This window comes from Parundibacterium terreum (genome assembly GCF_014636315.1).
GTDB classification, from domain to species: Bacteria; Pseudomonadota; Gammaproteobacteria; order Burkholderiales; family Burkholderiaceae_D; genus Undibacterium; species Undibacterium terreum.
This window is the reverse complement of sequence record NZ_BMED01000001.1, coordinates 104,409-127,300: the sequence shown is the minus strand read 5'-3', so window position 1 is coordinate 127,300 and position 22,892 is coordinate 104,409. Positions and strand designations below refer to the sequence as shown.

Genomic DNA, 22,892 nt, shown 5'->3' with positions numbered 1-22,892 from the left:
ATCAATGAGGACCATCATGTCTAATTCTCCATCATCACGCAGCCGTCTATCCATCGCCATCAGCGCCGCCGTTGTCGTCCTGATCGCAGCAGCAGGCACGGTAGGGGCCATTCGCGTCCACGCAGGCACACCTGAAGCCAAAGGCGCTCCACCGGCAACCACGGTGGACGTGGCAGAGGTCGTCAGCCGCAACATCGTCGACTGGCAAAGCTATTCCGGCAAACTGGAAGCAGTGGACCGCGTAGAGATTCGCCCGCTGGTGGGCGGCACGCTGACTGCAGTGCATTTCAAGGATGGCGCCCTGGTCAATAAAGGGGATCCGCTGTTTACTATAGATCCACGCCCCTATGCAGCCGAAGTCGCCCGCGTACAGGCGCAACTGGCTGCAGCAGAAGCCCGTGCAGCCTATACGGCGTCTGATGTCGCCCGTGGCGAACGCCTGTTGACCGACAATGCAATTGCCCGCCGCGACTACGAAGAGAAGCAAAACGCATCGCGTGAAGCTGCAGCCAATGTGCTGGCAGCACAAGCCGCACTGAAGGCCGCCAAGCTGAACCTTGAATATACACAGATCAATGCACCGGTTTCCGGCCGCATCTCGCGCGCGGAAGTCACCGTGGGCAATGTGATCGCGGTAGGAGCAAGCTCACCTCCATTGAGCACCCTGGTATCCGTCTCCAAAGTTTATGCGTCATTTGACGTGGATGAGCAAAGCTTCCTGAAATATGTGAATCCGGCCCAGGCCAAAAACACCCAGGTTCCGGTATTTCTGGGGCTGGCCAATGAAGACGGCTACTCCCGCCAGGGCAAAGTCACTTCCATCGACAACCGTGTGGACACCTCTTCGGGAACGGTACGCGTGCGCGCCGTCTTCGATAACCAGGATGGTTTGCTTTTGCCAGGCTTGTATGCACGCATCCGCCTGGGTGGCGGCGCTCCGCATCAAGCCCTGCTGATCGATGAAAAAGCGATAGGCACAGATCAAAGCAAACGCTTCGTGCTGACCGTGGACAAGGAAAACCATACAGCCTACCGCGAAGTACGCCTGGGCGCGAAACAGGAAGACTTGCTGATCGTAGAGGGTGGACTGAAAGCCGGTGAACGCATCGTGGTCAATGGCCTGCAACGCACCCGTCCGGGCGACACGATTACGCCGAACATGGTTCCGATGAGCAAAGTGGCAGTAGCACCTAGTGCAGCTCCAAGCACCAGCAAAACCGTTGCTGCCAACAAGTCTTAAGACCAGCAGACAACGCATATAGACGAGATCCAATATGAATATTTCAAAATTCTTTATCGATCGCCCCATTTTTGCAGGGGTGTTATCGGTACTTATCCTGCTGGCCGGTGCGCTATCCGTATTCCAGTTGCCTATCTCGGAATACCCCGAGGTAGTGCCGCCTTCCGTCGTAGTACGCGCGCAGTACCCGGGCGCCAACCCAAAAGTAATTGCAGAAACAGTTGCCTCGCCGTTGGAAGAATCCATCAACGGCGTGGAAAACATGCTGTATATGCAATCCCAGGCCAATAGTGACGGCAACCTGACAGTGACCGTCAACTTCAAGCTCGGCGTTGACCCGGACAAAGCACAGCAACTGGTGCAGAACCGCGTGTCGCAAGCCTTGCCGCGCCTGCCGCCCGATGTGCAGCGCCTGGGCGTCACCACCATCAAGAGCTCTCCAGCCCTGACCATGGTGGTGCATCTGATCTCGCCGGACAACCGCTATGACATGACCTATCTGCGTAACTACGCGGTATTGAACGTCAAGGATCGCCTGGCCCGTATCAAGGGCGTAGGCGAAGTGGGCCTGTTCGGCTCGGGTAACTATGCAATGCGCGTCTGGCTGGACCCGCAAAAAGTGTCGCAACGCGGCCTGACGGCATCCGATGTCGTCAACGCCATCCGTGAACAGAACGTACAGGTTGCAGCAGGTGTCATCGGTGCGTCCCCAAGTTTGCCGGACACGCCTTTGCAGTTCAACGTGAATGCGCAAGGCCGTCTGAAGACGGAAGCGGAATTTGCCGACATTATCCTGAAAACATCCGCCGACGGTGCAGTAACCCGTCTGGCCGACGTGGCGCGCATCGAGCTGGCAGCATCCGAGTATGGCTTGCGTTCGCTGCTGGACAATAAGCCTGCGGTTGCGATACCTATTTTCCAGGCTCCCGGCGCCAATGCGCTGGAAGTATCGGACCAGGTACGTGCAGCGATGAAGGAACTGTCTGCCGACTTCCCAAGCTCCGTGCAGTACCGTATCGTGTATGACCCGACACAATTCGTCCGTTCCAGTATCCATGCAGTTGTAGAAACTCTGCTGGAAGCGATTGCACTGGTTGTGGTCGTGGTGATTATTTTCCTGCAAACCTGGCGCGCTTCGCTGATTCCTCTGCTGGCGGTACCAGTGTCCATCGTTGGTACTTTTTCGCTGATGCTCGGTTTCGGCTACTCCATTAATGCCTTGTCCCTGTTCGGGATGGTGCTCGCCATAGGTATTGTGGTCGACGATGCCATTGTGGTGGTGGAGAACGTGGAAAGGAATATCGCGGCGGGATTGACGCCGAAAGAAGCGACTTATCGTGCCATGCGTGAAGTCAGCGGTCCTATCGTTGCTATCGCCTTGACTCTGGTTGCCGTTTTCGTACCTCTGGCTTTCATGACGGGCCTGACCGGCCAGTTCTACAAGCAGTTTGCGATGACTATTGCCATCTCGACCGTGATTTCCGCGTTCAACTCGCTGACTCTGTCGCCGGCACTGGCTGCCATCCTGTTGAAAGGCCATGACGCAAAACCAGATTGGCTGACCCGCGTGATGAACCGCTTGTTCGGTAAATTCTTTGCGCTGTTTAACCGTGTATTCGATCGCGGCTCGGAAAATTACTCCAAGGGCGTGACAGCGGTTATCTCGCACAAAGCTTCGATGATGGGGATCTATGCGGTACTGCTGGCCCTGACCGTAGGCGTGTCCTATATCGTTCCAGGCGGCTTCGTACCGGGACAGGACAAGCAATACCTGATCAGCTTCACGCAATTGCCTAACGGCGCTACGCTGGACCGCACTGAAAAAGTCATCCGTGACATGTCTGAAATCGCCTTGAAAGAACCCGGCGTGGAAAGCGCTGTTGCCTTCCCGGGTCTGTCCATCAATGGTTTCACGAATAGCTCCAGCGCCGGTATCGTCTTTGTGACGCTGAAGCCTTTCGAAGAACGCCGCAGCAAGGAACTCTCTGCGGGCGCCATTTCAGACAAGCTGAACCAGAAGTATTCCGGCATCAAGGACGCTTTCATCGCCGTCTTCCCACCTCCACCTGTGATGGGGCTGGGAACGGTAGGGGGCTTCAAGATGCAGATCGAAGATAAAGGGGCTCTGGGCTATGCCGAGCTGGATGCGGCTGCGCAATCCTTTATCGCAGCAGCCAAGACAGCACCGGAACTGGGCCCCATGTTTTCCAGTTACCAGATCAATGTTCCGCAACTGGATGTGGATCTGGATCGTGTAAAAGCCAAACAACTAGGCGTTCCCGTGACCGACGTGTTCGATACCATGCAGATCTATTTGGGTTCACTGTATGTCAATGACTTCAACCGCTTCGGCCGTGTGTATCAGGTGCGTGCGCAGGCTGACGCTCCTTACCGCGCAAAACCGGAAGATATCCTGCAACTGAAAACCCGCAATACTTCGGGTGAGATGGTGCCGCTGTCATCGCTGGTCAAAGTTACGCCAAGCTTCGGTCCTGAAATGGTGGTTCGCTATAACGGCTATACCGCTGCCGACATCAACGGCGGCCCGGCTCCTGGCTACTCTTCCAACCAGGCGCAGGCTGCAGCAGAGCGTATCGCTGCCAAAACCCTGCCTGCCGGTATCAAGTTTGAATGGACGGACCTGACTTATCAGCAAATCCTGGCAGGCAATGCCGGCATGTGGGTTTTCCCTATCAGTGTCTTGCTGGTGTTCCTGGTGCTGGCTGCGCAGTATGAAAGCCTGACCTTGCCATTGGCTGTGATTTTGATCGTGCCTATGAGTTTGCTGGCCGCACTGACCGGTGTATGGCTGACCGGTGGCGACAACAATATCTTCACGCAAATCGGCCTGATGGTCCTGGTGGGGCTGGCGTCAAAGAATGCGATCCTGATCGTGGAGTTTGCGCGGGAACTGGAATTGCAAGGTAGTACTCCGTTGCAAGCTGCGATTGATGCAAGCCGCCTGCGTCTGCGTCCTATCCTGATGACTTCCATTGCTTTCATCATGGGCGTGGTACCTCTGGTTACTTCCAGCGGTCCTGGCTCTGAGATGCGCCATGCAATGGGTATCGCGGTGTTCTTCGGCATGCTGGGCGTCACCTTGTTCGGCCTGTTCCTGACACCAGTGTTCTATGTATTGCTGCGTTCCTTCAAGGGCAGCCGCAAGCTGCACTCGGCAGTCGTGCATGAGGCACCGGCCGTAGCTCATGGAACCCATGCATCACATGGAGCACACGGAACACATGCGCCAGCAGCAACAACCCCTGCAGCACCGCTGTAATCTTGAGAAAGTTTGGAGCAAAAAGATGATTAATACAATCAAACCCCTGAAATCGGCTTCATCGCTATTGATGGTGTTACTGGTGCTGGCGGGCTGTTCGGTGGCGCCGACCTATGAACGGCCTGAGATTTCCACGCCGGCAGCCTATAAGGAGGCCCCGGCCTCTCAGGCAAATGCGAATTGGAAAGAAGCGCAGCCTTCAGAAGAATTCGCCCGCGGCGAATGGTGGAAGATATTTGCCGACGCCAGCCTGAATGATCTGGAAACGCAAGCCCTGGCAGCCAACCAGAACCTGAAGGCAGCAGCGGCCCGATTGAAACAGTCGCGGGCCTTGCGGCAGGATGCGCGTTCCGGCCTGTTCCCGCAGGTGAATGCGGGATTGGGCGCCAGCAGAGGGAGGCCATCGCCGGTTTCACAGGGCTTGCCGGACAATAGCCCTGTGTCGACAGGCAACACCTTCAGTGCGCAATTGGGTGCATCTTATGAACTGGATCTGTTTGGCCGTGTTTCATCGACAGTAGATGCTGCCAATGCGGACACTCAGCAGAACGAAGCACTGTTCCAGTCTGTGCAATTGGCATTGCAGGCAGATGTCGCCCAGGCTTACTTCCTGCTGCGGGAACTGGATTCTGAGCAGGCTTTGTATTCCGGCACAGTGGAATTGCGCTCGCAAACTCTGAAACTGGTGCAGAGGCGTTTTGATGAAGGCGATATCAGCGAACTGGATCTGGCGCGCGCCAAGGCAGAGCTGGCGTCGGCCCAATCGGAATCGCTGGGCGTGGCCCGTACCAGGGCCGTGGCGGAACATTCACTGGCAGTTTTGCTCGGCAAGACGCCGGCTGAGTTCAGTTTTCAGCCGCGTCCCTTGTCCCGCACCACAGTGGCCATTCCGGCTGGATTACCTTCGTCGCTGCTGGAGCGCCGTCCCGACATTGCCGCGGCAGAGCGTGGCATGGCGGCGGCTAACGCAAGAATAGGGGTAGCACGTTCAGCCTTCTTCCCGCGCCTGGATATCACCGGCGCCTTCGGCTACGAATCCGCTGGACTGGGAGAGTTGTTCAACTGGAGCAGCCGTACCTTCCTGCTTGGCCCTTTGCTGTCCATGCCGCTGTTTGACGGCGGCCGCCGCCAGGCCGGCGTAGACAAGGCAAGGGCTGTTTACGAGGAAGATGTGGCCAACTACCGCCAGACCGTACTGAATGCCTTCAAGGAAGTGGAAGACAATCTGGCCGACCTGCGCATCCTGGGCGACCAGACTCAGGCACAAGACAACGCGGTACAGGCGGCAGAACGTGCGGCTAAGTTGTCACATATCCAGTATCGCGAAGGTTCGGTCAGCTATCTGAACGTGATTGACGCCGACCGCACCGTGTTGCAACAGCAACGCGTGGCGGCGCAACTGGATGGTGCACGCGCCAAGTCTGCAGTCGGCCTGATCCGCGCGATAGGCGGCGGCTGGAATGCTCCTGGCGCCAAGCAGGCAAGCTCCACAGCAAGCGCAGCAGCATCGGTAACACCGGTAAGTACGGCAAGCGTGGCGCAAGTCAACTAATCACTATTGTTTCCCTTGTCCAGAGCATATTCTGGGTTTGCGGCGTATCCCCTCCCGGATACGCCGCTTTTTTATATGATTATGGCTGTGCCCGCAGGACTAGGTGTTGCGCCGAAACACAAATCGTCCGCGCCTCTGCTGCGAAGTTGAAAACGTTGTATTGTTATAGGTAACGAAGTCGTTTCTTTGATTTTCCGGGAAATTTTTCGTTTCACCAACACCGTACCCTGGGAAATTCCATACCGAATCTGCTTCCATTTCCAGTGCCTGACGCTGGAGCCCCTATCTGAAAATCCGGGGCAGGGCTATCCATCAGGCTAGGCCAATAGCAAGCCTGGACATTGCCCGACTTGCTTTTTTCTGGAGGGTAAAAGTGTTTTTGGAACATAAACTTGAAGAATGGGTTCGCAACGTCACCAACAAGATGGCACTGCCTTTGCGTGTTGAGCTATGGAACGGAAAGCATTTCGATCTGAGCCAGGCCCCGCCCAAGGTCATCATCAAGGTCCCGCAAGCGTCCGCCCTTAGTTATCTGCTGACACCATCCCTGTCCAATCTTGGCTCTGCGTATGTCGACGGTAAAATCGATATCGTCGGCAAACCCAGTGAAATTATTTCCATAGGCGGCGAGCTGGCCTCGAATACGCTGAAGCAGGAAGGCAAATTTGCCAGGATCAAACGTTCCTTCGGACGTAGCAAGGCCAAGGATGCAGAAGCCATACGCTATCACTACGATGTATCCAATGACTTCTACAAGTTGTGGCTGGATGAAAACATGCTGTATTCCTGCGCCTATTTCGAGAATGGCGATGAGGACCTGGCCACGGCACAACTGAAGAAAATTGACCATATCCTGACCAAGATACGGGTGCGGCCCGGCGATAAATTGCTGGACATAGGTTGTGGCTGGGGCGGCCTGGTCATCCGGGCTGCCCAGAAATACGGCGCTCAGTGTATAGGCGTCACCCTGTCGGAAAACCAGGCCGAGCTGGCAAGGCAAAGGGTTGCAGAGGCGGGCCTCAGCGATAAGATAGAAATTCGCCTGCAGGATTACCGCGATGTCACCGGCAGCTTTGACAGAATCACCAGCGTGGGCATGTTTGAACATGTGGGCCTGCTGAACCTATCCAGCTATTTCAGCAAGATTCGCAGTCTGCTGGCGGATGACGGCATTGCCATGAATCACGGCATCACGTCCACTGATGCGGATAGCGGGGAGACGCCGTACGGGGGAGGGGAGTTCATTGAGCGCTATGTGTTTCCGCACGGTGAATTGCCGCATATAGGCCTGGTGCTGAAAACCATGCAGGAAGGCGGCCTGGAGGCGCTGGACGTGGAAAACCTGCGGCGGCATTACGCAAAGACCTGCGGTATCTGGGCAGAGAATTTTGAGCAGCACGCGCTGCAAATACAAGATATTGCGGGGGACAGGCGCTATCGCATCTGGCGGGTTTATCTGGCCGGCTGCGCCTATGCCTTCGAGTCTGACTGGATTTCCCTTTACCAGGTGATCTGTACCAAGGCAGGCCGCAACCAGGCAGATTTGCCGTGGTCGCGAAAATATATCTACAAGGCTTAAAAACAAAGGCTGCATTTGCAGCCTTTGTTTTTACAGCATATTCGGATCGAAATCCGGCATGGCCTGCTCCAGTTGCGAGCTGGAGCCGGGTCCTTTTGCCTTCGCCGCTTCCAGCGCCTCCAGCGCGCGGCGGATCATTTCTTCCGCAGTATCGCCCTGGGCATTGGTCGTCAAGCCTGTAGAAAAGCTGACAATCAGATCAGGCGCAATGCTGACCCAGTCCACCGCTGACACCGCATTGGTCAGCCGGGCAATCGCCTTTTCGCTCTGGTCCAACCAGGTGGTCGGCAATACAATCGCAAACTCGCTGTCGCTGATGCGGCCGAAGGAGTCCAGCGAGCGCAGCAGCTTAAGTGCTGCCTGCGTCAGGCTCCGGAGTATCTGGTCGCCGATTGCGCTGCCGTATTGCTCGTTGTGTCCATGGAAGTGGTCCACCGCAATCACGGCAAAGGAGAAGGGATGACCGGTGCGCTTGGCGCGATCGAGCTCAGCCTCCAGTTTTTGCACCAGGCCGCGGCGGTTCAAGGCGCCAGTCAGTCCATCATGGGTCGCCACCGCGCGCAGGATTTCCAGCGCAGCTTGCAGCTCCTGCACAACGGCATCACCGGACGCGCCGTTTTTGACCTTGTCTACCAGATGGGTCAATTGCATGGTCAGGTCCTGAATATCCTGTGTAGGATTGGTTTGCACATCGGTCTCCGTGTTAATGTTAAACAAAATGAAATAAAACAGACCCACTGAAGCAGCAGGGCCTCGGTTAATGCTTAGTTATTGCTCAGTTACTGGATTGATCTTCGTCGCTCGCAATATTTGAACGCATCCGGCCCAGCAATTCAATCAGGGACGCTCTTTCTTTTGCATCGAAATCAACCATCATTTCTTCCGCTATTTTTTGCTTGTGCTTATGCACCGTTGCTTGCAGGGCTTTCCCGGCTGCGGTGAGCTGTATCTGGTGCGAGCGTTTATCCTCTGCATCCAGCTCCCGGCTGATCAGGCCTCGTTCCTCCAATTGTTTCAGCAGGCGGGTGACTTGCGCCTTGTCGCGGCCAAAATAGCGAATTAGGTCGCGTTGGGTTCCTTTGGGATGCATTTCAAAAAAAGCCAGTGCCTGCGCGCCGAAAGGACCCAGCTCAAAATTATCAGTACTTAATGCCTGGTGCATCTGTGATTTGAAATGGTGCATCAAACCAAAAAACTGCTCCAGCACGGCGTCGTTTAAGTTTTTCATATTTTTCGTTGACATAGTCAACATTAATTCATAAACTAGTTGATAGTATCAACAAAAAGCTTAGCATAGATACGGCAAAAGATCCCATATTTCCACTATGGATCTATTATGACCAAATTAAGGGCTTTGCTACCAATTTTCTTGATGGTGCCGTTTTTTTTGTAAGGTGCAGAAGATGATCAATACGCAAAAGGAAATCGAGGCCGATATGCTGACCTGGGACGAATATCAAGCGCTCGCACAGCAGTTGGATGAGCTTTGGAATAAGCCGACCACGGCAGGGGACAGGCTGGAGATAGAGCGTTTGTTGAGGCTCATAGAGCCGAGCGATGCAATCGCATTGAAATGCCTGGGAAAACGATGACCGGACCTGGTCCGGCCATTTTGTCAGCAAACCGCCAATTGCAGCCAAGTTAAAAGAGATAGCCAGCCGCCATTCCTGCCAGCCCCCTCAACTCGTCATACCAGCTATACCAGCAGCGCCGCCGTTAGTGACTCAATTTCTTCTTCGGCGTCCTCCAGGATGCTGTGCAGCGTACCGCCTTCAACTTCGAAATTAATCGCCGCGGCGGTCTGCTTGATCGTGACGCCTTCTTTTTGATGCAAAGGCGAGACAACGCGGGCCAGGTCGTTCGCCAACAACAAAGTGTCCCCCAGCGTTTCCGGCGGCATCGCGCGCACGCCATGCCACAAGGCTTCTACTGCAGTCATTACGCCATCCGGCACACCAAGTTTTTTTAGTACACCACGGCCTATCAGCTTCTCGCCATATTCCACCCAGTCTTCCGGATCACCGTCCAGCAGGCCGGGGAATTCTTCTGCGCGCGAGATCAGATAAAAGCCGCCGACTTCATGCACAATGCCGGCAAACATCGCGGTATCCGGATCTACCTTGGTAATGCGTTTGGCAATTACCTGCGCCAGTGCGGCCACATGCGCCGAGTGTTCCCAGAGCTGCGCCGCCTTGGCTTTCAATGCCGGATCGGTGACCTTGCTGTTGAGCTGGCGCACGATGACCGACGCCACCATGGATTTGAGTGTACGAAATCCCAGTCGGCTGACCGCAACCTTGACATTGGTTACTTCGTTATTCGAGCGATTGTAGGCGGCCGAATTGGCAATCGCCACCGTACGGGCAGACAATAGGGGTTCGGCCATGACCATCTTGGCCGCAGCATCAATATGACAATCCGGATCTTCCAGCGCTTGCTGCAATTTCAGCGTAGCGTTGACATTGGTTGGAAAGGTCAGATCACCTTTGCTCGCCTCTGTGGCAATTCCCCTAAAAATTTCAAGCCTGTCCATCGTCGTCTCCTCATTGTTATCGTATTAGTGCAGCCAACAGACTGCCCCAAGCTCTGAACATCTGCGCACCTCGCTGGAGGAGGGGAGCTACGCCGGCCAGACTCAAGCCAGGCGTCTCATTATCATGCCAAATACTGCCGTCACGTCCTGTTAAATTTCAATTGAGCTTTGTCTGCGCCAGGCAGGTCTTTCCCAAATAGCTCAAAAAACATTCCTTGCAGCAATAAATTTATTATATACCTCTATGTGTGAGTTGTTGGCGTCAAATTCACCACTGCAAAGCTGGCGGGCAAAGCTGTATTGCAGCGATGTTTCTATATAGTCCAACGGACTTTATCGTAAGCATTGCACTTGAAAGTGAAACATTTCACCGATAGGCCGACATATAAAAACAACCATTACACGGAGGTCAACAATGATTCACACTTTTAATCAGCGCAGTATTTGATTTTCCTGGGCCGCCAAGGTTAGAATAATTGATATGAAAATTCTAATATCAATCTTGCTACTGGGCATGTCCAGCCTGGCCTCCGCAGCAGTGATGAACACCTGCATAGACGCGGAAGGCAAAAAAATCACAACGGACCAGCCCTGTGAAAAAGTGTCCAATAAGGATGCTGGTAAGGACGCCAATCCAGCAAATGTCGCGGCAGTCGACACCGCAATGGCTACCGCCGCCTCTGCCATGCAACCAACAACATCAACACCGGCTTCGCCAGACAATGCAGCGGCATCAGAAAATGCCAATGCGGCAGCCGCACTGGCAACGGAGAGCAATGCGCCTTTCCTGGTGCCGCCCATGCCCAAGGTAATGGTAGAACATAAGATTCCTCCACCGCCACCTCCCAATCAGTGGATGGAACTCATTCATGACGACTATTCGATACTGATCATGATAGGCGCTTGTCCTTTCCTGTTTGCCTTCTTCTGGTATGTCTTTGAATACAGGCTACGCCGTAGCTGATTGAAAGCGCTGCGTTCGCATCCGGCAATAAAGTCATTCAAAAGCAGCACAGATTCTCTCGTATATGCCGGGCGCCAATGTCGCCCGCATGAGATGCCGCCCCGGTAGCTGGCGGCACTCCCGAGCCCCCTTCCCAAATCACCATCAACGCCTTTTTTTCATTGAGCGGCATTTTTTGCTGCATACTTCCGCAACATACGCTATATTTATAAAAACATAGCGAAATACTTGCTGCTAAAGCAGACGCTTTTGTACTCACCCCTTTTGTTCATTCCATTGATCAGGTCTTCAATATGGACGATGTACAACAGATATTGAACCGTATCAAAACATCCGGCGATGACTTTTTTGAAGAGTTGAGCAGGGTGAGGGCGCTCAATGTTGCGCTGGAAGCGCAATTGCAGCGAAAACATGAGGAAAAAATCGGTCTGCAAGAAGAAATCGCTGCGTTGAAAAGAGCGTTTACTGCGGACATCTTCCAGCTCCTCGCTGCGAATGAGCTGGCGCAAGAAAAAGTCCGTCTGTCAGAAGCGGCTCTGCACGCTGAGATCCTGCATAATCGAGAACAACACCATTCCGAGCTTTCCAGATAGTTCTGCCCCTGGCATCACGTATCTTCTCCATCATCCCCTGCGTATCAGCTACGTAAATAATCCCGGCCGCTTCGACTACGCATCTTGCATGCGTCACGCAATGCTGCGAGCTCGCACACAACTTGCTTCAAATTTCGAATTACTGCTAAAGTAAAGCCGGAACAAATATTCTCCCTCTATAGCTACGTTCTTCCCTGAAAGCTTCTTCACGTGGATCTCCGCTGACATGACCAAGATACCCAGATCCAATACCAAATCGATGCTGATCGACGAAAGCCGCATGCATCAGGTTTTTCCTAAGTTAAACGAATACCAGATATCGCTGGCAAGCCGCTATGGCGAGCGGCGTATGATGGCGGCCGGCGAAATCCTCTATCGGCAAGGCGACCGGCATGTCGATTTCTATGTCGTTGTTTCAGGCGAAATAGAAATTGAACGTAGGTCGGCGATCAAGTCGCATATTCTGGGCGTGCATGGCGCGGGGCTGTTTACCGGTGAAATCGGCACGCTGGCCGGGCGCGCCGCTGTTGCCACCTGCAAGGCCATCAAAGATTCCGAGGTCATCGTCATCAAGGAAGCCGCGCTGCGCACCCTGATTATTTCCGAGGCTGAATTGTCCGAGACAATGATGCGGGCCTTCATCCTGCGCCGCGTCGCCTTTATTGCAGACGAAGATAGCGGCGGCATCATCCTGATCGGTTCCCGGCATTCAGACGGCATCTTGCGCATGCGCGAATTTTTGTCACGCAACGGCCAGCCTACCGCCTACTTCGATATCGACCTGCATGAAGAAACCGCCGACCTGATGCAGCGTTTTAATATCAGTGTAGAAGATATGCCGGCTGTAGTGACGTCGCATGGCGTGGTGCTCAGCAAACCGACCATACGCGAACTGGCGGATGCCATAGGCCTGAGCCCGGACAAGCTGGACGGCAAGCACTTTGACCTGGCCGTCGTTGGCGCCGGCCCTGCTGGGCTTGCCGCAGCCGTATATGGCGCATCGGAAGGCCTGAACGTCGTCGTGCTGGATGGCAAGGCAGCAGGCGGGCAGGCCGGCACCAGTTCTAAGATTGAAAACTACTTTGGTTTTCCTACCGGTATTTCAGGCCAGGCGCTGGCTGGCCGCGGCCTGTCGCAGGCGCGCAAATTTGGGGCGGAAGTCGCAGTCCCGGTAGAGGCGAAATCCCTCAATTGTGATGCCAGCAAGGATTTTGAAATCGAGCTGGATAACGGCGAAAAAATCCATGCCGCATCCATCGTCGTTTCAACCGGTGCGCGCTACCGCAAGCCCGACATCCCCAGGCTGGAGCATTTCGAGGGACGCGGCATCTATTACAATGCCTCGTTCATGGAAGCAAATTTTTGCACCAGCGAAAAGGTCGTCGTCGTAGGCGGCGGCAATTCTGCCGGCCAAGCTGCGGTCTTCCTTGCCAGCCATGCCAAGCATGTGCACATCCTGGTGCGCGCGGAAGGCCTGGCCGCCAGCATGTCGCATTACCTGATACAGCGCATCGATGCTGCGAGCAATATCACCTTGCATACAAGAACCCGTATTGTTGAACTATTGGGAGACGGCAAGCTGCAACAGATACGCTGGCAGCATCGCGATGACGAACCGGAACTGGCGCCGGTCCAGCACGTATTCCTGTTTCTGGGAGCGGAACCAAATACCGAATGGCTACGCGATTGCGTCGCGCGTGATGACAAAGGATTTGTACTGACCGGTGCTCAAATTCCCAAGCAGGATTGGCAACTGGAGCGCCCGCCGTATTCGCTGGAAACCAGCCGCCCAGGTATTTTTGCCGTTGGAGATGTGCGCAGCGGCTCGGTGAAACGAGTTGCCGCTGCGGTAGGTGAGGGAGCTTCCGCAGTGCAGTCTTTACATCAATTCCTGGCGGGTGTTTAGGCCGAAAGCACCGTTTTCAATCATGAACTTCGGGGCAGGGGATTTGTGGTTTGAACGCCAAGAGGGTAGGGCCTAGTCGATAAACAAATCGCCCTGCATCAAACCACTATCCTCCACCTGCTCACTGGCCTTGCTTAAGGTATTGGCCCGTACTCCCAGCAGGCGGAATTTCTCATCTAAAGGCACCCGTTTAAGGCATTCGCCGGCGGCTCTGCGGATCGCATCTGCACTGGCCGTCGGCACCGGCAGAGTGACGTCGCGAGTGGCAATACGAAAATCGGTGTACCTGATCTTGATCCCTACCGTTTTTGTCACGTAACCTTTACGATCCAGATCATCTGCCAGCCTGGTGCAAAGCTCGGTGAAAATCGTGGAAAGCCTGTCACGGTCCTGCTTTGCGTGCAGGTCGCGTTCAAACGTCGTCTCGCGGCTGATGCCCTTGGGTTCTGAACTGGTGCTGATCTCCCTGTCATCGATGCCTTGGGACGCATTGGCAAGCCAGGCAGCATACTTGCGGCCAAAATGCGTTTGCAGCAAATCGGGATCGGCCGCCGCCAGTTCTCCCACCGTATTGATGCCCAGGCCGGCGAGCTTTTCCGTCGCCTTGGGGCCGATGCCATTCACCTTCTTGACCGGCAGCGGCCAGATGCGTGCCGGCACATCTCCCATCGACAAGATGGTCAGGCCATCCGGCTTTTCCAGGTCGGAGCATATCTTTGCCAACAGCTTGTTCGGCGCCACGCCTATGGAACAAGATAGTCCGGTCGCCTCGCGCACAGCAGCCTTTATCCGGGATGCCAGCGACAGCGTATCTTCTTCAATTTCGCTAAAGTCGATATAGATTTCATCAATGCCGCGATTTTCTATCCTGGGTGCGATACTGGCCACCGCCTGCTTGAAAAGCCTGGAATAGTGGCGGTAAGAGTCAAAATCTGTCGGCAGGATATAGGCGTCCGGCGCCAGTTTGGCGACCTTCATGATGCCCATTGCCGAGAATATGCCTAGCTGGCGCGCCGCATAGGTTGACGTAGTGACTACCCCGCGCCCTACATAATCCCTGAGCCTGGAAAATTGATGGCTGCCGTCCGGCAGCTCTACGGGCTTATGCGAAGACCTTCCACCTATGACGACAGGCTCTCCTTTCAACTCCGGATACCTTAGCAATTCCACGCTGGCGTAGAAGGCATCCATATCCAGGTGGGCGATGCGACGTTCAGCCATACGCAATCCCCAACCCCGCCTCCAGTTGATTCCAGAGAGTCTTCACCAGAAATTTGCCGGCGCGGGACCAGGAATAAATAGAGGGCAGGGGAGACATCGATGTATTTGCATAATTACTGTTTATTCATACAGTATAACGGCAGCACGGCTGCCAAGCAAGAACAGGGGGCCGACGCATATATCTTATTGCGGCTGAGACCTATGTTAAACATCGAACGGACAAAGTTTTTTCAAAAATACAAGATAAGGTAAGTATTGAGCCAATGCCTTTTTCTGTGGGACTGATATGAAAAAATTTGCCTCCTGTCTGCTGTGTGCCTTGTTCACTTGCTGTTTTTACGCAAATGCAAAGCAGCCACCTCCACCTTTGGTTTGCAATAGCGGCCAGCAGATATGCGTGAATGGGTCTGAAAGAACCTGCTACAGCCCGTCTGATGGTCAAACCTGTACGCAAGGGCTAGTGTGCAATACCAATCAGCAAGTATGTACCGGCAAAACGGGGCGCTACTGCTATGACTCATCGCAAGGACAAACTTGTTCGGACGGCCTGGTTTGCTCTACCGGCCAGCAAGCTTGCAGCGGCCAATATGGAAAATCCTGCTTCAACGCCTCCCAAGGGCAAACCTGCAATCAAGGGCTCACGTGCAATAGCGGCGAGTTAGTTTGCGCCAAAGGTCGCACAGCACTTTGCTATAACCCGTCCCAAGGGCAGACTTGCAACTAGACAAATTAAAGGAGGCCGTATGTCGGAAGTGACAATCAAGATTGGAATAACGGACCAGATGGTAAACCTGACGCGCGTACCTTGCGTTGGGGAGATCATTTCCATCAAAAGAAAAGACAATGAACGACTCATGCATTTGCGCATTGATAATGTGATGCACATGGCCGACGCTATTCCTGAATACATTGCTCCCGGTACAGCATCAGGGCAAGCGGAGGAGCTGATTCCCTATCACGCTATCGTGCATGTGACTGAGTTGCGCGCATGACAGATCAATAAAGAGAGGTGGGGAACCTCGTTCCGACCTTCCGCTTAAAATACCGTTTCAGATATCGCCGGCGCTAGCTGGTATCATTAAAGCCAGCATCCATAAGCGGAGATGGAGATGGCCCACTTATCCAATATTGCTCTTGCCATCGGCAAACTACTGGGGCTGGGCATCTTCTTTATCAGCTCCACCGTATGGGCTTATGGCTGGACAGGGCACGCGCGCGTGCTGGAGCAGGAATGGAATACTCTGACAAGCAATCCATGTGCAGGCAACTCAGGCAATAGCTCGCCAAATCAGAAAACAAAAGCGCTCGATTTCTCCAACCCGGACATTGCCGCCTCAGCGGTACTGGGTGCCATATTCAGCGATATAGGATATGCGCAAAAAGATACTGAAGAGTTCAGTGACTTGATGCATTACGTCGGCACCGGCGAATTTGCCAATACTCTCCGCGCTATCACCTGTTCAACGCCTCGGTCGGATAGCCTGCTGGCTTTCATGGTCGGATTCCGCTCTCATTCCATCGCCGACCGCTTCGGCCACTTCGAAGGCACCAATGTCGCTACCGCAATGCTGTCGCAGAGTATCGCGGTGAAAGGGCTATACAGGGCGCCCTATGAATTAGATATTCAAACGCATAAAAACCTTGAAATGGTCACGTTTACGATTTTCGATCTCCGCTATGGAAGTACCTCGCTGCTTAGGCATTTCATAGAATCGGGGCACGATGAGAAATTGATCGAGCCTCTGATTTCGCTGATACGTGAAGCGATTCTCCAAACCTACAAAAATAGCGCGGCACAATTAGTACCGACAGTACCGACAATACCGACGGCACTGCAGATCAAGAAGTATATGGATGCCGTAAGGGGCGTGGTTTGCAAGACAGTATCGGAGGTATATGAAAAGCAGCCCGATATACCAAACATCAACGAAACACGGGCTTCCTGCAAGAAATCCCTGGACGCCCGCTCCATCAAAGATTGGGATCTTCCAGCTGGAATGGATTGGAAGCAGTTTATTGCGAGAGGAGTTTATTGGTCATGGAATGATCATCTCCGCTCCATCTACGAAGGCTCAATACAAGTAGTTCGCGACAAGCTCCTGGAATCAAACAACAAGGACTTTGCGAACTACAATCTGGATACCAATATGCCCTCAGTAGGAGGGCAATACAAGCATGCAGACAATGCCTTCCTACAAAGGCAAGGCCAGGTGGTGGCTACAGCCATTTCGCAATGTCAATCTGGCGACGTCATCCCCAAAGTGAAAACCGCATTGAAGTCCTTCCAGGGGTTTCAGGAAGCAGGCGTTTGTGTGCGTGGCTTTATGGAAAGCAAGGCGGTTTCAAGTTCATGTCATGATCTGTTGCATACGCCTGAATTTGAATTTATCCTGGGCACATGGCTACCGGACCTGGCCCGGCCGATCGGCATGATAGGAAACGCATCAGCCTGTACTAGCGAAAAAATAGAAATCTTCGGAAAGCAGCTACGCATGAGCAAGGATTGCACTATCACGAGTGGCATCCCCATCAATATGATGGAGGGCGCTCTAGCCTGTTTGGAAAACGGCGGGCAAATAAAGAAGGCTGGCAGTTCCGCAATCGGCCCCCTTACTCTTTATCCATTATTGCCGCCGGCGGATGTGGCCGAGAGATTGAGGATGGAGCCGAGAAAAGGAAAAATAAACCCTGCAGACGGCCTATATCATTAAGAAATGCCCTACACGAAAATCTACCCTCGCTTTTGCACGGGTGCAACGATAGCGGGGGAAACCGACACAAAATACTAACGTATGCAGTCCAAACCGGTATAAGATAAACACAGCACTTCATAATAAAAACAAAAATAGGAATACATGTTCGTTATCTATTGGACCGCACTGGTCCGTACACCGGGTCAAACTGACCTTGTCAAAACTCCATTCAGAAAAGAATTCGATCTCACTTGTATGAGCGAGTTGCTTGCCTTTGCAGAGCAGCTTCGTGTGCAACAACGATCCGGCCCGCCTGATGAGGAGGGGGCGGTCAGCCATATCAATTACTGCTCAGAAAATCCCAGCTCGATAGGCCAGGCCGGCGCGGCAGATCCTTTGCCAAACTACGATTGGCAAAAGCGCAGAAAGCACATGCCCTCGTACAAACGCCGACGGTAATTCGCGGCCAACGCAAGCGTAGTTACCAAGCGCCTGCCAATATTCCCTCGGTTTCGATCCCTGTCTCACGCCTATGAACACTACCTGTTTAGAAAAAGGCATCGCACTCTTAGTCGATAGGCACAGCAACGCTTCCATGAAATAATTTCCCCATAGGAACGCTAAAAATGCCGTGTATCACTCTTTGCACGGAACATACAGAATGAATTGAATTTGCTTAATTTTTATGCAAGACTACCGCCAGGTCATTTTCCCCGGAATGGCATGGTGGCCGGGTTGCCTGTGCGATTGTCTGGCTTTCGACTTGACCTGAGCGGACATGAAGGTGCCACATAGCACCCCAATGTCAAAAAAGGTATTGATAGACTCAATTGCTTTGAAATATTTGGTTCCACATTCTGGGGAGAAATAATATGGCAAGCACTGCAAAAACAGCAAGCAAGACTAACGGCTCTGACATCTCTGCCCTAGACGAGGACGGCCAGCCGGTTGACTGGTGGTTCATCTACAAGGTTCCCAAGCTGGATGCTGGCACCGGCACCGACAAGGCCAGCGGCTACGAATACGTGTATTACGATTCCAGCATAGACAAGCGCAAAGACGGGATGGTCAACAAGTCGCCTTATCGCCTGGATCAAGGCACAGGAGCGATGAACCGTACACTGGATGCGGTATTCAAGAACCGTAGCAAGGCGGCGGCCAGCACCGGCTGGATCTTGTATAACGATGAATTGCCGCTGAGTGAAAAACGTAAGGACAGTGGCCTGATGGGACACACCAAGGGAGTGATTGCCTTTGACACCAAAAGCCAAACCGCATTCTGGCTGCTGCACTCCTGGCCCAAGTTTGCCGATATCAGCACCGGTCACGAACCCACGCCGCAATACGGACAAACCTATATATGTATTTCCCTGACGCTGGATACTGCGCGCAAGATCGCCACGCAAATGGCCACGCATCAGGAGCCGCAAACCTATTTTAGCCGCACCGCAGACCTGCCCGAAAAAGATCCGCTGTATGCCCTGACACAGCCACTGCCGTCCAAGAACGTTCCTGACGCCAGCGTGATCGACCTGACGAGCCGCGTCGGAATGAAATTCAAGGTAATGGCAAAGAACCGCGAGTGGAATCAGGATTTCTGGAACGGCTTTGTGGGGCCTACCCTGGGCGAGGATATGGATGATGAGACCTGGATACGCGGTCCTATCCCACCCATCGCCGATACCGACGGCATCCACAAGACCTTTGACATCAAGTATATCAACCTCGGACCTCTGGGCGCACACTGGGCGTGGCCGGAAACCCATGATCATGCAAAGTGGGGCATCACCGTAAAATCCACCTGGGTATGCGTGGGCGATATTAACCGCATGATCTCGCAGCGCAAGCGCGGCGGCGGCACCATCGCATTTCAAAACGAAACCCTATGGCGCGCGCTGTCAAAAGCCGGCTTGCTGCTGGCGCCGCCCGGCCACAGCCGTACAGAAGCGCACGAGGTCATCCAGAAGACCCACGTGCACAGCATGATAGACCATGAGCAGCCGCATCCAGCCTCCAAATTCGTCGCCAACCATAAGACAAAGTTTCCGGTGCCGGCCAAGAAAGCTGCCGTCAGGAAGCCCGCTATCAAGAAAGCTCCGGTTAAGAAGAAACCGGCTTGAAGCATGGTCTAGGATCACATCCGAATTATATGCAGAGCTTTGCCTCAATGGAGGTGATTTAAACATTGATCATGTCATCAATCATGGCCTCAGCGGCAGGCTGGTACGGCGCCCGCATCAAGAGATTCGATTCGCCGCCCATACTTTGCAGCACCACGGGCTTCGCATGACTGAGCGTTCTGAAACCGTACTCTCCGTGGTAATGACCCATGCCGGATGCCCCTACGCCGCCAAACGGGAGCGCGTCGAAAAAGACGTGGGTCATCGCATCATTCAGCACCAGCGCCCCAGACGTCGTACGAGTCTTGATCTGCTCCTGCTCGCCGCTGTCGTCGCCGAAGTAATATAACGCGAGCGGACGCGGGCGGGCGTTGATATAGGCGATCGCCTCGTTCAAGCTTGTATAGGTCACGATAGGGAGTATCGGTCCAAAGATTTCTTCCTGCATCACCCGCATGCTATCGGTGGTACCAACGATAAGAGTCGGCGCCATCTTGCGGACATCGAAATCCGAGAGGTCCTCGCCGGCCGGAGCGAGGCTCACAATGCCGGCGCCTTGTTGCCGGGCATCTTCGACCAATGCCAGTTGGCGCTCGAAGCCGCGTGCATTGATCATCGCCGTGTAATCGGGATTGTCGCGCATGCCTGGATACATTTGCGACACTGCTGCCTTAGCTTGTGCAATAAAAGTATCGACGCGGCTAGCGGGGATCAGTACATAATCCGGCGACAAGCAGATCTGGCCAGCATTGAAGGTCTTTACTGTCAATACCCGTTCCGCCACGCGCTGCAAGTCCGCATCCTTTCCGACCAGGACCGGCGACTTACCGCCCAGCTCCAGGGTCACAGGTACGAGGTTTTCCGACGCGGCCCGCATCACATGGTGTGCCACCTGCGTACTGCCGGTGAACACAAGATGATCAAACGGCTGTGCGCTAAAAATCGAACCCGTTTCGGGGCCGCCCAGCACGGTCGTAAGTTCATCGCTATCGAAATAACGCGCAATCAGTTCCGCCACCAGCTCGGATGTGCGCGGGGTCAGCTCAGACGGTTTCAGGATCGCCCTGTTGCCCGCTGCGAAAGCGCTCGCCAGCGGCCCGAACGCCAGCACCAGCGGGAAATTCCACGGGCTGATTATGCCTACGACGCCTAGCGGCTGGTACTCTACACTGGCCTTGATACCAGGCATGGGTTCGAGCGTCGTAGGGCGCGCCATCCATGCATCGAGATGCTCGTGATTGAAGCGCAAGCTCTCAATGGAGGCGAGGATGTCTGCGAGCAAGGTCTGTTGCCTGCCGCGGCAGCCGTAGTCCGTATTGATTGCCTCAACCAGCTCTTCCTTGTGGGTACGCAGCATCTTGATCGTTCTATCGATGCGATCCTTTCGCAGCGCAGCCGACGGTGGTCCCTCATTGAGCTGCACCTGTTTCATGGTATCGATCTGGTTACGGATCTGCTGGCTTGTTGGTTTTATAGGTAAGCGAAAATGTTTTGACATGATTTTTCCTTTTTTAAAAGGTGTATTTGCTTGTTTATCTGGCGTGCCTGCACGAGAACGATCAGATCACGGCCTCGATCAGCATAGGACCACGACGTTTCATTGCCGATGCAAACGCGGCCTCAAAGTCTTCGCGCGATTCAGCGCGCACGGCTTCCACGCCCATACCCTTGGCCAGGGCAACCCAGTCAAGTGCCGGGTTTTGCAAATCGAACATGGATGCGGCATGTACTCCATTCTCTGCAGCTCCCACGCGTTTGAGCTCATTGCTCAATATCTTGTAGCCGCGGTTCGCATAGATCACCGTCACGACGTCGACGTTTTCCCTTGCTTGCGTCCAGAGCGACTGCACGGTGTACATGGCACTGCCATCCCCTTGCAGGTTGACGACCTTGCGCTCAGGGCAGGCAATCCCGGCGCCGACAGAGACCGCCATCATGCTGCCGATGGCTCCACCTGTCAGTGTCAGAAAATCGTGCGGCGCCGCTGTTTCAGTCAGGCCATAGAATGGCAAAGCCAGGGACGACTCTTCGGTGATGATCGCGTTATCGGGTAAGTGCTTGGCAACGACCCGCATGATCGATTCCGCATCCAAGGGACCATCCAGGGAAACTTCAACGGGCTGGCGTATGCTGGTCTTGGCGACACAGGTATTCACACCTAGCGCATCAACCAGAGCATCGAGTGCAGCCGGGCCATTTTCATGAGGATGGGACAGCACCGCCAGGCGGCAGCCTTCGGGAGTGAGCCAACTGGGTTTGTCCGGGTAGGCAAAGAAGCTGACTGGCGGTTGAGCACCAACCAGTATGATCAACTCAGTGCCGGACAGGAACTCGACCACCTGCTCGGCAAAATACGGCAAACGTTCCACCGGCACCCGCCCTGCACCGCGCTGCAAGCGCGGCGCGAAGGTGTCGCACAGCAGGCGCGCTCCAGTCTTGGCAGCAATCCGGCCTGCTGCGCGCAGCCCTTTTTCCTGCAGGGCCTCACCTCTAAGCAGAAAAGCCGTGCGGACACCACTTTGCACAAGGCTCGCAACGTATTCAATGGTTTGTTCGCTAACGAGAGCAGGTGCAGGGAATGGCAGCGTAGATGCTACATCGTCTGCCGGATTCCAGGCCGTGTCTGCCGGAAGGATCAGCGTCGCGACCTGGCCGGGGGCCTCTGTCGCAGCTTGCACCGCACGGGCAGCGTCGGCACCGACTGTTAAGGAGCTGCTTGATGAGTGTAGCCAGTGAGATACGGGGCGGGCGAAACCCTTCAAATCGGAAGTCAGCGGCGCCTCGTAGCGCGCATGGGAAGATGCATGATCGCCAACGATGTTCACCACCGGACTCTGCGCTCGCCGGGCATTGTGCAAATTAGCCAGGCCGTTGGCCAAACCAGGGCCAAGATGCAGCAAGGTACAGGCCGGCTTTCCTGCCATGCGTGCGTAGCCATCGGCCGCGCCTGTCGCAACACCCTCGAACAGACAGAGGATAGGCCGCATCCCCTCGACTTCATCCAGTGCCGCCACGAAATGCATCTCTGACGTACCAGGATTACCAAAACAGACATTTACACCGTTCGCCATCAGCGAGCGCAACAGACTTTCTGCACCGTTCATTTTCACTTACCTCAATAAAAGCTATTTAGCCTTGCCGTCCAAGCTTTTTATGGGGCGACGAGGACGTGCGACATTGCACGCCTGAATCTTAGCAACTGCGATATCAT

18 protein-coding genes are annotated in these 22,892 nt (G+C 54.3%); 12 read left to right on the top strand and 6 right to left on the bottom strand.

The features are described from left to right. Positions 1 to 16: 16 nt before the first annotated feature. From IEW12_RS00575 to IEW12_RS00560, 4 genes are all read left to right on the top strand, one after another. Positions 17 to 1,240: an efflux RND transporter periplasmic adaptor subunit gene (locus IEW12_RS00575; RefSeq protein WP_188564065.1), complete on the top strand. Its 1,224-nt coding sequence runs from the start codon at positions 17 to 19 to the stop codon at positions 1,238 to 1,240. 34 nt (positions 1,241 to 1,274) lie between these two features. Continuing rightward, positions 1,275 to 4,520, top strand: a complete 3,246-nt coding sequence (locus tag IEW12_RS00570) for an efflux RND transporter permease subunit (RefSeq protein WP_188564064.1) — start codon at positions 1,275 to 1,277, stop codon at positions 4,518 to 4,520. A gap of 25 nt (positions 4,521 to 4,545) precedes the next feature. After that, positions 4,546 to 6,072 carry an efflux transporter outer membrane subunit gene (locus tag IEW12_RS00565; protein WP_188564063.1) on the top strand — a complete coding sequence of 509 codons (1,527 nt, stop codon included), beginning with the start codon at positions 4,546 to 4,548 and terminating at the stop codon, positions 6,070 to 6,072. Between the two features lie 373 nt (positions 6,073 to 6,445). Then, positions 6,446 to 7,651, top strand: a complete 1,206-nt coding sequence (locus IEW12_RS00560) for a class I SAM-dependent methyltransferase (protein WP_188564062.1) — start codon at positions 6,446 to 6,448, stop codon at positions 7,649 to 7,651. Positions 7,652 to 7,681: 30 nt separating this feature from the next. Here the strand turns inward: IEW12_RS00560 and IEW12_RS00555 are convergent, their stop codons facing one another. Next, positions 7,682 to 8,341, bottom strand: a complete 660-nt coding sequence (locus tag IEW12_RS00555; protein WP_229750838.1) for a GGDEF domain-containing protein — start codon at positions 8,339 to 8,341, stop codon at positions 7,682 to 7,684. 85 nt (positions 8,342 to 8,426) lie between these two features. Continuing rightward, entirely contained in the window at positions 8,427 to 8,879 is a 453-nt protein-coding gene (locus IEW12_RS00550) for a MarR family winged helix-turn-helix transcriptional regulator (RefSeq protein ID WP_188564061.1), read from the bottom strand. Between the two features lie 175 nt (positions 8,880 to 9,054). Here IEW12_RS00550 and IEW12_RS00545 point away from each other — a divergent pair, with 175 nt between their 5' ends. Further along, a complete protein-coding gene (locus tag IEW12_RS00545) occupies positions 9,055 to 9,243 on the top strand; it encodes a hypothetical protein (protein ID WP_188564060.1) in 189 nt (62 codons plus the stop codon). A gap of 104 nt (positions 9,244 to 9,347) precedes the next feature. Here the strand turns inward: IEW12_RS00545 and IEW12_RS00540 are convergent, their stop codons facing one another. Then, entirely contained in the window at positions 9,348 to 10,184 is an 837-nt protein-coding gene (locus IEW12_RS00540) for an HDOD domain-containing protein (RefSeq protein ID WP_188564059.1), read from the bottom strand. A gap of 481 nt (positions 10,185 to 10,665) precedes the next feature. Here IEW12_RS00540 and IEW12_RS00535 point away from each other — a divergent pair, with 481 nt between their 5' ends. From IEW12_RS00535 to IEW12_RS00525, 3 genes are all read left to right on the top strand, one after another. Further along, on the top strand, positions 10,666 to 11,148 hold the full coding sequence (locus tag IEW12_RS00535) for a DUF4124 domain-containing protein (protein ID WP_188564058.1): 483 nt from the start codon (positions 10,666 to 10,668) through the stop codon (positions 11,146 to 11,148). Between the two features lie 314 nt (positions 11,149 to 11,462). Further along, positions 11,463 to 11,741: a hypothetical protein gene (locus IEW12_RS00530; protein ID WP_188564057.1), complete on the top strand. Its 279-nt coding sequence runs from the start codon at positions 11,463 to 11,465 to the stop codon at positions 11,739 to 11,741. Between the two features lie 226 nt (positions 11,742 to 11,967). Beyond that, entirely contained in the window at positions 11,968 to 13,647 is a 1,680-nt protein-coding gene (locus IEW12_RS00525; protein WP_188564056.1) for an FAD-dependent oxidoreductase, read from the top strand. Between the two features lie 72 nt (positions 13,648 to 13,719). Here the strand turns inward: IEW12_RS00525 and dinB are convergent, their stop codons facing one another. Next, entirely contained in the window at positions 13,720 to 14,868 is a 1,149-nt protein-coding gene (dinB, locus tag IEW12_RS00520) for a DNA polymerase IV (protein WP_188564055.1), read from the bottom strand. A 743-nt stretch (positions 14,869 to 15,611) separates the two neighbouring features. On the opposite strand from dinB, the gene IEW12_RS00515 reads away from it, so the two are divergent. The 4 genes from IEW12_RS00515 (at position 15,612) to IEW12_RS00500 (ending at position 19,681) form a co-directional block, all read left to right on the top strand. Beyond that, positions 15,612 to 15,860: a hypothetical protein gene (locus IEW12_RS00515; protein WP_188564054.1), complete on the top strand. Its 249-nt coding sequence runs from the start codon at positions 15,612 to 15,614 to the stop codon at positions 15,858 to 15,860. Between the two features lie 117 nt (positions 15,861 to 15,977). Then, a complete protein-coding gene (locus tag IEW12_RS00510) occupies positions 15,978 to 17,579 on the top strand; it encodes a zinc dependent phospholipase C family protein (RefSeq protein WP_188564053.1) in 1,602 nt (533 codons plus the stop codon). A 144-nt stretch (positions 17,580 to 17,723) separates the two neighbouring features. Continuing rightward, positions 17,724 to 18,020: a hypothetical protein gene (locus IEW12_RS00505; RefSeq protein ID WP_188564052.1), complete on the top strand. Its 297-nt coding sequence runs from the start codon at positions 17,724 to 17,726 to the stop codon at positions 18,018 to 18,020. 413 nt (positions 18,021 to 18,433) lie between these two features. Beyond that, positions 18,434 to 19,681, top strand: a complete 1,248-nt coding sequence (locus IEW12_RS00500; protein ID WP_188564051.1) for a deoxyribonuclease II family protein — start codon at positions 18,434 to 18,436, stop codon at positions 19,679 to 19,681. A gap of 58 nt (positions 19,682 to 19,739) precedes the next feature. Here IEW12_RS00500 and IEW12_RS00495 read toward each other — a convergent pair whose 3' ends face one another. Together IEW12_RS00495 and IEW12_RS00490 are read right to left on the bottom strand one after the other, a co-directional pair. Then, positions 19,740 to 21,113 carry a coniferyl aldehyde dehydrogenase gene (locus tag IEW12_RS00495; RefSeq protein WP_503826888.1) on the bottom strand — a complete coding sequence of 458 codons (1,374 nt, stop codon included), beginning with the start codon at positions 21,111 to 21,113 and terminating at the stop codon, positions 19,740 to 19,742. Between the two features lie 127 nt (positions 21,114 to 21,240). Further along, on the bottom strand, positions 21,241 to 22,785 hold the full coding sequence (locus IEW12_RS00490; protein ID WP_188564049.1) for an acetolactate synthase large subunit: 1,545 nt from the start codon (positions 22,783 to 22,785) through the stop codon (positions 21,241 to 21,243). Positions 22,786 to 22,892: the final 107 nt, after the last annotated feature.

Excerpts from the sequence above, each read along its gene's own strand:
- IEW12_RS00575 (WP_188564065.1), top strand. The coding sequence starts at position 17 with ATGTCTAATTCTCCATCATCACGCAGCCGTCTATCCATCGCCATCAGC.
- IEW12_RS00570 (WP_188564064.1), top strand. The coding sequence starts at position 1,275 with ATGAATATTTCAAAATTCTTTATCGATCGCCCCATTTTTGCAGGGGTG.
- IEW12_RS00565 (WP_188564063.1), top strand. The coding sequence starts at position 4,546 with ATGATTAATACAATCAAACCCCTGAAATCGGCTTCATCGCTATTGATG.
- IEW12_RS00550 (WP_188564061.1), bottom strand. The coding sequence starts at position 8,879 with ATGAAAAACTTAAACGACGCCGTGCTGGAGCAGTTTTTTGGTTTGATG.
- IEW12_RS00545 (WP_188564060.1), top strand. The coding sequence starts at position 9,055 with ATGATCAATACGCAAAAGGAAATCGAGGCCGATATGCTGACCTGGGAC.
- IEW12_RS00540 (WP_188564059.1), bottom strand. The coding sequence starts at position 10,184 with ATGGACAGGCTTGAAATTTTTAGGGGAATTGCCACAGAGGCGAGCAAA.
- IEW12_RS00535 (WP_188564058.1), top strand. The coding sequence starts at position 10,666 with ATGAAAATTCTAATATCAATCTTGCTACTGGGCATGTCCAGCCTGGCC.
- IEW12_RS00525 (WP_188564056.1), top strand. The coding sequence starts at position 11,968 with ATGACCAAGATACCCAGATCCAATACCAAATCGATGCTGATCGACGAA.
- dinB (WP_188564055.1), bottom strand. The coding sequence starts at position 14,868 with ATGGCTGAACGTCGCATCGCCCACCTGGATATGGATGCCTTCTACGCC.
- IEW12_RS00515 (WP_188564054.1), top strand. The coding sequence starts at position 15,612 with ATGTCGGAAGTGACAATCAAGATTGGAATAACGGACCAGATGGTAAAC.
- IEW12_RS00510 (WP_188564053.1), top strand. The coding sequence starts at position 15,978 with ATGGCCCACTTATCCAATATTGCTCTTGCCATCGGCAAACTACTGGGG.
- IEW12_RS00505 (WP_188564052.1), top strand. The coding sequence starts at position 17,724 with ATGTTCGTTATCTATTGGACCGCACTGGTCCGTACACCGGGTCAAACT.
- IEW12_RS00500 (WP_188564051.1), top strand. The coding sequence starts at position 18,434 with ATGGCAAGCACTGCAAAAACAGCAAGCAAGACTAACGGCTCTGACATC.
- IEW12_RS00495 (WP_503826888.1), bottom strand. The coding sequence starts at position 21,113 with ATGAAACAGGTGCAGCTCAATGAGGGACCACCGTCGGCTGCGCTGCGA.
- IEW12_RS00490 (WP_188564049.1), bottom strand. The coding sequence starts at position 22,785 with ATGAACGGTGCAGAAAGTCTGTTGCGCTCGCTGATGGCGAACGGTGTA.